Raw genomic sequence first — 6,373 nt, 5'->3', positions numbered from 1 at the left:
GTGCCGGGCTTCGGCGCCGCGGGGTACGCGCGCCGGCGCCACCGGGGCGATCGGCACTACTTCGCCGGTATAGGGCGAGATCACCGGATTCTTGTTGAGGTCATAGAACTTCTTGCCCGTGGTCGGGCAAATACGTTTAGTTCCGAGTTCGGACTTGGCCACGGCAGGAATCCTGGGAATGTCTGAAAAGCGGTGTTTCACTTGGCTAGTTGGCGGCCCGCTGTCAATAGCGCATTACGGGAGAACGACATGCCCGTGACGGGGCGCGGACCATGTGGTACCTGCGCCGCAGTCCCCTCGGGGCTCATCCAAGGACACAATCTTGACCCATTCCGACCAACCGAGGCCGCTTCAGTCTCGCGCCAGCGGTCCCCTGACCGGGAAAGTACGGGTGCCCGGGGACAAGTCGATCTCTCACCGGGCCCTCATCCTGGGTGCGCTCGCGGTCGGCGAGACCAAGATTTCAGGTCTGCTGGAGGGCGAGGACGTCCTCAACACCGCCAAATCCATGCAGGCGCTGGGCGCCAAGGTCGAGCGCATCGGTGATTTCGCCTGGAAGCTAAACGGCGTCGGCGTCGCGGGTTTCGCCCAGCCCAAGGCCGCGCTGGATTTCGGCAATTCCGGCACCGGCTGCCGGCTGGTGATGGGCGCCGTGGCGGGATGCCCGATCTCGGCGGTGTTCGACGGCGACGCCTCGCTGCGCAGCCGCCCGATGCGCCGGATCCTCGATCCGCTCGAAAAGATGGGCGCGAAGGTCGTTTCTGGTGGTGAGGGCGGTCGGCTGCCGCTGACCCTCCAGGGCGCGCGCGATCCGCTGCCGATCACCTACACAACCCCGGTCGCCTCGGCCCAGATCAAGTCGGCGGTGCTGCTGGCGGGCCTGGCTGCGCCGGGTACCACCACGGTGATCGAGACCGAAGCCAGCCGCGACCACACCGAATTGATGCTGAAGCATTTTGGCGCCGACATCTCCTCCGCGCGGGAGGGCGTGCATGGCCGCCGTATCACGCTCAGGGGCCAACCCGAGCTGCATGGCGCCACCGTGGTGGTCCCCGCCGACCCCTCCTCGGCGGCTTTCCCGGTGGTCGCAGCGCTGATCGTCGAGGGCTCCGACGTCGTTCTGTCCGACGTCATGACCAATCCCCTGCGCACCGGCCTGTTCACCACACTGCGCGAGATGGGCGCTTCCATCGAGGAAAGCGAAGTGCGGGGTGATGCCGGCGAGCCGATGGCGCAATTGCGCGTGCGGGCCTCGAAGCTGCGCGGCGTCGAGGTGCCGCCGGAGCGCGCGCCCTCGATGATCGACGAATATCTGGTGCTGGCGGTGGCGGCGTCCTTCGCCGAAGGCACAACGATCATGCGCGGCTTGCACGAACTGCGCGTCAAGGAATCCGACCGCCTGGAGGCAACCGCCGACATGCTGCGCGTCAACGGTGTGAAGGTCGAGGTGTCCGGCGACGATCTCATCGTCGAAGGCCGTGGCCACGTTCCCGGCGGCGGCCTCGTCGCCACCCACATGGACCATCGCATCGCGATGTCCGCGCTGGTGATGGGCTGCGCCTCTGACCAGCCCGTGAGCGTCGACGACACCGCCTTCATCGCCACCAGCTTTCCGGATTTCATTCCGATGATGCGTTCGCTAGGGGCCGACTTTTCATGATCATCGCCATCGATGGGCCCGCGGCCTCGGGCAAGGGGACGCTCGGCAAGCGCCTTGCGCACCATTACGGCTATCGTCATCTCGATACCGGCGTGATCTATCGCGCGGTGGCCTATGCGCTGATGCAGTCCGGGCACGATCTCAACGACGAGGCGGCTGCGGTGCAGGCGGCCTTGGAGCTCGATCCCGAGAAGTTCGGCAATCCGGCCCTGAAGACCCAGAAGGCCGGTGAGGGCGCCTCGATTGTCTCGGCGATCCCTGGGGTGCGCGAGGTCCTGGTCAATTTCCAGCGGCAATTCGCCGCCGATCCACCCGGCGCCGTACTGGATGGCCGGGACATTGGAACCGTGATCTGCCCGGACGCCGACGTGAAAATCTTCGTCGTCGCCGACCCCAAGGTCCGCGCCCGCCGCCGGACCATGGAGGCCAAGGCGAGGGGCGAGGAGGCGGACGAGGCTGCGGTGCTCGCCGATATCATCCAGCGCGACGAACGCGACAAGAACCGCCCGATTGCGCCTTTGAAACCGGCCCCGGATGCTTACTTGCTAGATAACTCCCAACTGGATATAGAAGGCGGCGTCCGGGCCGCCATCGACATTATCGAGGCTGTCCGAGCGGGCCGGTCGCGGGGTTAAGCCGCCGCCGTCATTGGAGGAAGCGCCCGCTCCCGCTCTTTGAGGTCGATACGTCAGGTCCCTGTTTGGGACCGGCGCGATCCAGGCTCCGGACAAAGATTTTCCACGTATCGGACGCGCGGGCCTCTGCCGGCCCGCTTCCGCTGTTCCGCCGCCAAGGCCGGAGCAGCGAGCGGTCGCTCGAAGGTTTTGCGGACCTTCCGACACTGCGTGTGCGATGCGCCCATGAACCCAACGGCCGGCACGACATCCGCAACTGGAGAACAAATGGCTTCGACTTCTGCTGATACCTATAGCCCGTCGCGCGACGATTTCGCGGCGATGCTCGACGAGTCCTTCGCAGGTGGCAACCTGCAGGAAAGCTCCGTCGTCAAGGGCAAGGTGGTTGCAATTGAAAAGGACATGGCCGTCATCGACGTCGGCCTGAAGACCGAGGGCCGCGTCGCCCTGCGCGAATTTTCCGGCCCCGGCCGTGACAGTGAACTGAAGGTCGGCGACGAGGTTGAAGTGTTCCTCGATCGCATCGAGAACGCCCTCGGTGAAGCCGTGTTGTCGCGCGACAAGGCGCGCCGCGAAGAGAGCTGGGGCAAGCTCGAAAAGGCGTTCCAGAACAACGAGAAGGTCAACGGCGTCATCTTCAACCAGGTCAAGGGCGGCTTCACCGTCGATCTCGACGGTGCCGTGGCCTTCCTGCCGCGCTCGCAGGTCGACATCCGTCCGATCCGCGACGTCGCGCCGCTGATGAACAACTCGCAGCCGTTCCAGATCCTCAAGATGGACCGCCGCCGCGGCAACATCGTCGTGTCCCGCCGCACCGTGCTGGAAGAGACCCGCGCCGAGCAGCGCCAGGAGCTGGTGCAGAACCTCGAAGAGGGTCAGGTCATCGACGGCGTGGTCAAGAACATCACCGATTACGGTGCGTTCGTTGATCTCGGCGGCATCGACGGCCTGCTGCACGTCACCGACATCGCGTGGCGCCGCGTCAACCATCCGACCGAGGTGCTCTCGATCGGCCAGACCGTGAAGGTCAAGATCATCAAGATCAACCACGAGACGCACCGCATCTCGCTGGGCATGAAGCAGCTGCTGGATGATCCGTGGCAGGGCATCGAAGCCAAGTACCCGCTGGGTGCCCGCTTCACCGGCCGCGTCACCAACATCACCGACTACGGTGCGTTCGTCGAGCTCGAGCCGGGCATCGAAGGCCTGATCCACGTCTCCGAGATGTCGTGGACCAAGAAGAACATGCACCCCGGCAAGATCGTCTCGACCTCGCAGGAAGTCGACGTGCAGGTGCTGGAAGTCGATTCCGTCAAGCGCCGCATCTCGCTGGGCCTCAAGCAGACCATGCGCAACCCCTGGGAGGTCTTCGTCGAAGGTCACCCGACCGGTTCGACGGTCGAGGGCGAGGTCAAGAACAAGACCGAGTTCGGCCTGTTCCTGGGCCTCGAGGGCGACGTCGACGGCATGGTCCATCTCTCCGACCTCGACTGGAAGCTTCCGGGCGAGCAGGTGATCGACAACTACAAGAAGGGCGACATGGTGAAGGCCGTTGTGCTCGATGTGGACGTCGAGAAGGAGCGTATCTCGCTCGGCATCAAGCAGCTCGAAGGCGACCCCTTCGCCGAGCCGGGCGATGTCAAGAAGGGCGCGGTCGTGACCTGCGAAGTGCTCGAAGTGAAGGAGAGCGGTATCGAGGTGAAGATCACCGGGACCGACTTCTCGACCTTCATCAAGCGCTCGGAGCTCGCCCGTGACCGCAACGACCAGCGCGCCGAACGCTTTGCCGTCGGCGAGAAGGTCGATGCCCGCGTGATCCAGTTCGACAAGAAGGCCCGCAAGGTCCAGGTGTCGATCAAGGCGCTCGAAGTCGCCGAAGAGAAGGAAGCCATCGCGCAGTACGGCTCCTCCGATTCGGGGGCGACGCTCGGCGACATCCTGGGCACCGCGCTCAAGAACCGCGACAGCAAGTAAGCGAAACCTGCGTTTCGCTGACATCGAAGCCCCGGCGCGAGCCGGGGCTTTTTTGTGCTCGTAGTTGCCGCCTGTAGCCCGGATGAGCGCAGCGACATCCGGGATTCTCACCTCGCGGATCGACTTCCCCGGATTATGCTTCGCTCCATCCGGGCTACGCAGTCACAGCCTTGTTTTCTTCAAATTACGCCGCAATTGATGTATCCAGATAAGCCGTTGGTCACGCCGTGACGGCACAACGCGCCCGGCCTTTCATTTGGAGATATCTCGATGTCGCTCGATTCGGACATCATCGTCGATCGCCGCCGGATCCGTCGCAAGCTGACGTTCTGGCGTGTCATGGCCGCGCTGATCGCGATCGCGGCGATCGCAAGCTTTGCGCTGATTGCGACACCCGGCGCGCGCGGCACCTTCGCATCCGCCGGCGCGATCGCGCGGGTCCACATCGAGGGCCTGATCCGCAGCGATTCCGATCGCACGCAGGCGCTGGAGCGGCTGGAGAATTCGCAGGCCGCCGCCGTCATCGTTCACATCAACTCGCCGGGCGGCACCACTGCCGGCTCCGAGCAGCTCTACGATTCGCTCGTCCGGCTGAAGGCAAAGAAGCCGCTCGTCGTGGTGGTCGAGGGCCTGGCTGCCTCCGGGGGCTACATCACGGCGATTGCCAGCGACCACATCATTGCCCAGCAGAGCTCGCTGGTCGGGTCGATCGGCGTGCTGTTCCAATATCCCAACGTCTCGGAGCTCCTGAAGACCATCGGCGTCAAGGTCGAGGAGGTGAAGTCGTCGCCGCTGAAGGCCGCGCCCAACGGTTTCGAGCCCACCAGCCCCGAGGCGCGCGCTGCGCTCGATGCGCTGGTGAAGGATTCCTACGCCTGGTTCAGGGGACTGGTGAAGGAACGGCGTGGCATGGATGACACGCAGCTCGAGAAAGTGGCCGATGGCCGCGTCTTCACTGGACGCCAGGCGATCGATCTCAAGCTGATCGATCAGATCGGCGACGAGAAGACCGCGGTGACCTGGCTGGTCGAGCAGAAGGGCGTCAAGAAGGGGCTCTCCGTGCGTGATTACAAGCTCGAGCCGCGCTTTGGCGATCTGTCGTTCCTCAAGACAGCCACCGCCATCACGCTGGAAGCGCTCGGTTTGGGCTCGATTGCGCATCAAATTGGGCAAACCGGCGTTGCGCAGGCGGTCGATCGGTTCGGAATGGATGGAATGCTGGCCCTGTGGCAGCCGGCCGCCTCAAACTGAGGGATCTGGGCGAGCGCCTGAGGGTTTTCCCGTCTGACGGGCGCCGGGGCAGCCCGCTTTTTCGGCATTTGTCACGCATTTTCACGACGCTCAACCTTGATTTAGCGTCTTGACAGATCAAGGTATTTTCACGGAAATGGTCATCCGCACGCTTCCGGGTCCTATCTCTCGATGATCAAATCCGAACTTGTTCAGCGTATCGCCGAGCACAACCCGCATCTGTACCAGCGGGATGTCGAGAACATTGTGAATGCGATTCTCGAAGAGATCGTAGCGGCCCTCGCGCGCGGTGATCGCGTCGAGCTGCGCGGCTTCGGTGCCTTCTCGGTCAAGCATCGCCCCGCACGCGCCGGGCGCAATCCACGCACCGGCGCCCATGTGCCCGTCGATCAGAAGAGCGTTCCGTTCTTCAAGACCGGCAAGGAAATGCGCGAACGGCTGAATCGCGACCATCCGGATCCCGGCGCGCCAGACTGAAGCGTGAAAAGATCGCGCTTCAGGTCATTGTTTGAGCAGGATCTTTTCGGAAAACCGCTGCACACTTTTCCGGATCATGCTCTAAAGCCAACGTCTGGGTTTGCCGCGGTCGCGTAACATGCGGCCGGAAACTTGATTCAAGGCGAGCGAAGCGAGATGCGAAAGTTTCTGACCGCGCTGATCGTGATTCCGCTGGGCGTGATCCTGGTGGCCTTCGCGGTCGCCAACCGGCACTTCATCACAGTCTCGTTCGATCCCTTCATTGCGAACGACCCGTCATTGTCGGTCACGCTGCCGCTGTTCCTGCTCCTGATCCTGATCGCCGCCCTCGGGGTCTTCGCGGGCGGCTCTGCCGTGTGGGTCGGCCAGCGGCGCT

General features: G+C 63.8%; 6 protein-coding genes and 1 pseudogene. 6 read left to right on the top strand and 1 reads right to left on the bottom strand.

Annotation, left to right across the window (positions count from 1 at the left end; translation table 11 throughout):
* Positions 1-162, bottom strand: a 162-nt coding sequence (locus MOV74_RS28575; RefSeq protein ID WP_246929969.1) for a TIGR02300 family protein, incomplete at its 3' end; no start/stop codon positions are given.
* A 160-nt stretch (positions 163-322) separates the two neighbouring features.
* Between MOV74_RS28575 and aroA the strand changes: the two genes are divergently transcribed.
* From aroA to MOV74_RS28545, 6 genes and pseudogenes are all read left to right on the top strand, one after another.
* Positions 323-1,660 carry a 3-phosphoshikimate 1-carboxyvinyltransferase gene (gene aroA, locus MOV74_RS28570; RefSeq protein ID WP_246929968.1) on the top strand — a complete coding sequence of 446 codons (1,338 nt, stop codon included), beginning with the start codon at positions 323-325 and terminating at the stop codon, positions 1,658-1,660.
* On the top strand, positions 1,657-2,295 hold the full coding sequence (cmk, locus tag MOV74_RS28565) for a (d)CMP kinase (RefSeq protein ID WP_246929967.1): 639 nt from the start codon (positions 1,657-1,659) through the stop codon (positions 2,293-2,295). The genes aroA and cmk overlap by 4 nt, the downstream gene beginning before the upstream one ends.
* Before the next feature lie 267 nt (positions 2,296-2,562).
* Positions 2,563-4,269 (top strand): 30S ribosomal protein S1, encoded by a 1,707-nt coding sequence (rpsA, locus tag MOV74_RS28560; RefSeq protein ID WP_246929965.1) that lies wholly within the window; start codon positions 2,563-2,565, stop codon positions 4,267-4,269.
* A 270-nt stretch (positions 4,270-4,539) separates the two neighbouring features.
* A complete protein-coding gene (gene sppA, locus MOV74_RS28555) occupies positions 4,540-5,520 on the top strand; it encodes a signal peptide peptidase SppA (RefSeq protein ID WP_246929964.1) in 981 nt (326 codons plus the stop codon).
* A gap of 171 nt (positions 5,521-5,691) precedes the next feature.
* A complete protein-coding gene (locus tag MOV74_RS28550) occupies positions 5,692-5,997 on the top strand; it encodes an integration host factor subunit beta (RefSeq protein ID WP_007598410.1) in 306 nt (101 codons plus the stop codon).
* A 156-nt stretch (positions 5,998-6,153) separates the two neighbouring features.
* Positions 6,154-6,373: pseudogene (locus MOV74_RS28545) on the top strand (DUF1049 domain-containing protein); the annotation flags it as partial.

It is taken from the genome of Bradyrhizobium sp. SHOUNA76 (assembly GCF_023006445.1).
Lineage (GTDB): Bacteria > Pseudomonadota > Alphaproteobacteria > Rhizobiales > Xanthobacteraceae > Bradyrhizobium.
Note: the sequence above shows the minus strand (reverse complement) of the source record. Positions and strands in the feature narration are given on the sequence as shown.